Source organism: Lentimicrobium sp. L6, from assembly GCF_013166655.1.
In the GTDB taxonomy this organism is placed as follows: Bacteria; Bacteroidota; Bacteroidia; order Bacteroidales; family UBA12170; genus UBA12170.
In genome coordinates this window covers 1-3,798 of sequence record NZ_JABKCA010000147.1, presented here as the reverse complement: position 1 = coordinate 3,798, position 3,798 = coordinate 1, and the positions used below count along the sequence as shown (strand labels likewise).

3 protein-coding genes are annotated in these 3,798 nt (G+C 33.2%); 1 reads left to right on the top strand and 2 read right to left on the bottom strand.

Annotated features, from left to right (window positions below; translation table 11 throughout):
* Positions 1 to 232: 232 nt before the first annotated feature.
* The gene (locus tag HNS38_RS19805) at positions 233 to 1,498 is read right to left on the bottom strand and encodes a hypothetical protein (RefSeq protein WP_172346976.1); all 1,266 of its coding nucleotides are present in this window, start codon (positions 1,496 to 1,498) and stop codon (positions 233 to 235) included.
* 251 nt (positions 1,499 to 1,749) lie between these two features.
* Between HNS38_RS19805 and HNS38_RS19800 the strand changes: the two genes are divergently transcribed.
* Positions 1,750 to 2,889 (top strand): DEAD/DEAH box helicase, encoded by a 1,140-nt coding sequence (locus HNS38_RS19800; RefSeq protein ID WP_172283527.1) that lies wholly within the window; start codon positions 1,750 to 1,752, stop codon positions 2,887 to 2,889.
* Positions 2,890 to 3,016: 127 nt separating this feature from the next.
* Here the strand turns inward: HNS38_RS19800 and HNS38_RS19795 are convergent, their stop codons facing one another.
* Positions 3,017 to 3,508, bottom strand: a complete 492-nt coding sequence (locus HNS38_RS19795; RefSeq protein ID WP_172346975.1) for a T9SS type A sorting domain-containing protein — start codon at positions 3,506 to 3,508, stop codon at positions 3,017 to 3,019.
* Positions 3,509 to 3,798 lie beyond the last annotated feature (290 nt).

Genomic DNA, 3,798 nt, shown 5'->3' with positions numbered 1-3,798 from the left:
ACCCCTGTTACCAGGATGAAAACCTGGCGTCCTAACCCCTAGACGAACGGACCATGTAAAAGAACTAATCAACATTTTCATACTTTAGAAGTACGCTTTTGTCAAATTGCGAGTGCAAAAATACAATTATTTTTAAATTCAAGAATACTTAAGTGCATTTTTTTTGCTTTTTTTTCAAAAAAAATGAAAACTTCATGTTTTTTTGAAATTAAATTTCTTAAGACACTAAATATCAGGTAGATACGATTCTCTCCTTGTTTGGACTGAATATCAATTGATGTTTTTTATAAATGGTTTTTAGTTTTTCCACATCAAAAGATTGTATAGCTAAATCAATGTCTTTTATAAGTGTCACTAAACCAGTATCTTGGTGATTTTTGTTAATGCTTTCCATTTGAATGGTCATGGCTTCCCAGTCATCTAATATCATAAAACCGTGGAAGCCGGAGCATTTATTTTGTAGTTCTTCTAATAACTGAGGAGGGAAATCAAAAGGATTTGATCTTTTAATATTAGTATTCTCATTTACTTCAATTAATTCTGGTTCGTATTTAAGTGTTTCGAGAATAGGGAAGCTCATCATAAACACAAGAGTTTTGTCTTTTACAGTTATTTCGCAATTTCCACCAATTTGTGTTAGAAGTTCACAGAGTAATAAATAATTCAAAGGATCGGATTGTAGCCTCTTAATAGATTTGCTTTTTGAGATATAAAGCTCCACATTTATTAAATCCTCAAACTGTCGATTGCTAAGAATACAATCCTCAAATACACTTTCAGTTTTTAAACAATCTTCATCAGTGTAGAGCTTCATTTTTATGCTTGGAGTGTTTTGGTGTTTGGTTAAAAAAGAAAAATGCTCTTCAAAAGCAAACCTAAAGTCTGGATTACTGATTCTATCACTCACGTGTCCATTTCCGAGTATTTCCAAGTGAATATCCTCCTCAAGGGACTTTTCGACTCTCAGTTTATTATTCAACTCCAGAAGAAAATCACTCAACAGGTATTTGCCCGTGGCCTGATCATTATCGTTAAGAGTGAGTAATTGTAAAGCAGCTATTTTCTGAACTTGCTCATAAAACTTTTGTGAATTGGATTTTATCTTATCAATCAATTGAGCATCATCCTCATGTATATTGTTGGATTCACTTAATATATCAGAAAATCCAATGATGGGGTTTAAAATATTGATTAAATCATGTTTCAACCATAAAAAGGAAAGAGCTACTGAGTTTTCACTAGGACTAATCAAATAGGAATGAATAGTTTCACTTTCTTTAATCATATTTATATGGTAAATAATACCATTCCAATGAAAAACAGGAACTTTGAGAATGCTATTAATAGACTTAGAAAAGGTTATTTGATCTTCTTTGAATATATCTTTGTTCCTTAAGAACAGATTTTTAAAAGCATCGTTATATTCAAACGCCTCATTATCAGCTGAAATATCGATGCTTATAACTGGTATGGTGAAGGCCTTATAATTAAATGTCATTAGTTATATTTATGGATTAATAGGGTAATTTCCCTCAAAGATAATTTATTTTTCAGTTCAGCCATTCTTTTCTGAATTAATTCATAGAGCTTGTGAGTTCTGGTGACCTCTCTATTCTAAAACAATACTCTAGAAACGAGCTCATAAACTTCTAGATTCTAACTTTTAGCTATAATCTGATAGATTTAAAAGTTTATTATTAACTTTTAAATCTATCTTTGCCTCGTATAAAAAATCCATAAAACAAATATATGTCATTCAATTCTTTAGGTTTATCATGGTCTTTGCTTGATGCACTAGAAAAAAATAATTTCACAGAATCTTATCCAATACAAGAACAGGCTATTCCGGCAATACTGAAAGGGAATGACATTCTTGGCATCGCGAAAACAGGCTCAGGGAAAACAATGGCTTATGTTCTTCCATTATTGATGAATGTGGATGCCACCAAGTCGAAGAATAGACATATCGAGACCCTAGTTCTCGTTCCAACTCGTGAATTGGCAGTGCAAGTGCGAGAGGTTTTTGAGCAATTTAAAATTACATTAAAGGAAAGAATCAAAACATTAGCAGTTTTTGGAGGGGTTGCCATCAATCCTCAAATGAAGGCCATGCAAAATGTGGATATTCTTATTGCAACTCCGGGTCGTTTACTTGAATTGGTGGATAATAATGCGCTTTGTCTTGCCGATGTGGATACCTTGGTTTTAGATGAAGCAGATAAAATGCTGAATCTTGGATTTCAAGAAGAAATGAAGAAAATACTAAGGATGTTGCCTCTTGATAGACAAAATCTGTTGTTTTCAGCCACTTTGAGTGACGATGTGAGTAGCTTTCAGAAAGGTTTATTGAAGCAACCTTTAGTGATCAAATTGGTGGAAGATATTCATGATGTGGGTTTGATTGACCAAACGGCTTATATAGTTCCTACTGAAAAGAAAGGGCCGCTACTTCGTCAATTAATTAAAAGCAAAGACATGCATCAGGTGCTCATTTTTGCTTCTTCTGCCTATCAAGCTGAACATATTGCTGATAAACTAAGAAGAAATGCCATCCATGCTACTGCCATGCATGGAAAGAAAAGCCAGAATGCCAGAACAGAAAATTTGAGGAAGTTTAAAACTGGGAAATTAAGAGTATTGGTTTCGACGGATTTATTGGCTCGAGGAATCGATATAGAATTCCTTCCTTATGTAATTAATTACGATTTGCCTCGTTCCCCTAAGGATTATATTCACAGAATTGGTAGAACAGGAAGAGCCGAATCCTCCGGAGAAGCCATCTCTTTTGTTACGCCTGAAGATGAAGCCCATTTTAAAGTGATACAGAAAAGAATGGGCAAATGGGTTGATTTAATTGACTATAAAAGCATTGATTTAAAAGGGTTCTGACTGTTGATATCAGCATTTAGCCCCAATCCAAAATTAAACTATACCATGCTTTTTTTGGCCTTTGCTTATATTTGATATTCATATTTGAAAAGTCAATGATATGACTGAGCGATACCAAACATAAATTCTAATTGAAACTGTGAATTACCCAGAGTTTTTGGAATTTTAATACTTCTGTATTTCCATTGGGTTTGTATACCTTAATTAAGTAATGACCAGCTGCTAAGTCTTTGATTTCAACAATCCCAGAAGGATTGAGCTTTTCTTGCCTTAGCCTATTTCCTGACATGCTATAGATCGCATATTTGATATTTTGCGAAAAATGGTGTTCTGAACTTAGTGAGATTTGATAGGAGGAGGGTATTGGACTGAGCTCAAATTCTTTAGTCTCTACTTCGTTAATAGCAGTAAAGTAATTATTATAATATCTTATTCCGTAAAATATGGTATCCCAATTTGGTGATTCTAAACTAAATACTTTTTGGATGTATTGATTTTCAGTTTCTACATATTCATATTCTGATAGGTTTTTTAATTCCAACTCATTTGGAGGTAGGCTACTATAATATCTGAAAATCAATGGACGTTCTTGTTCATCTAATTCATACTCCCATTTCATGTGATCTTGATAGGTATTTGTGCTGGTATCCCAAACTTGATAGAGATAGTTTAGTCTGAAATCATTTAGATAGGTATAAGAGGTATTTGTTTTAGGCTGCCAGATACTATCTTCATAAATGGTATATTTCTTTTCATTTATGATTTGATTATTTTCATTATAGATAAATTCCCATTTATGTCTTTTTACCCAAATAGTATCTTCTATATCTTTGAATTCAGTTCTTTTAAGGTACCCCCACTACCAACTACAGCCCTAGCCTTTAGCAAACCAATAGGACTGATAGATTA

What these genes read in the sequence shown, in the direction of transcription:
- HNS38_RS19800 (WP_172283527.1), top strand. Translation starts at nt 1,750, where the DNA reads ATGTCATTCAATTCTTTAGGTTTATCATGGTCTTTGCTTGATGCACTA.
- HNS38_RS19805 (WP_172346976.1), bottom strand. Translation starts at nt 1,498, where the DNA reads ATGACATTTAATTATAAGGCCTTCACCATACCAGTTATAAGCATCGAT.
- HNS38_RS19795 (WP_172346975.1), bottom strand. Translation starts at nt 3,508, where the DNA reads ATGAAATGGGAGTATGAATTAGATGAACAAGAACGTCCATTGATTTTC.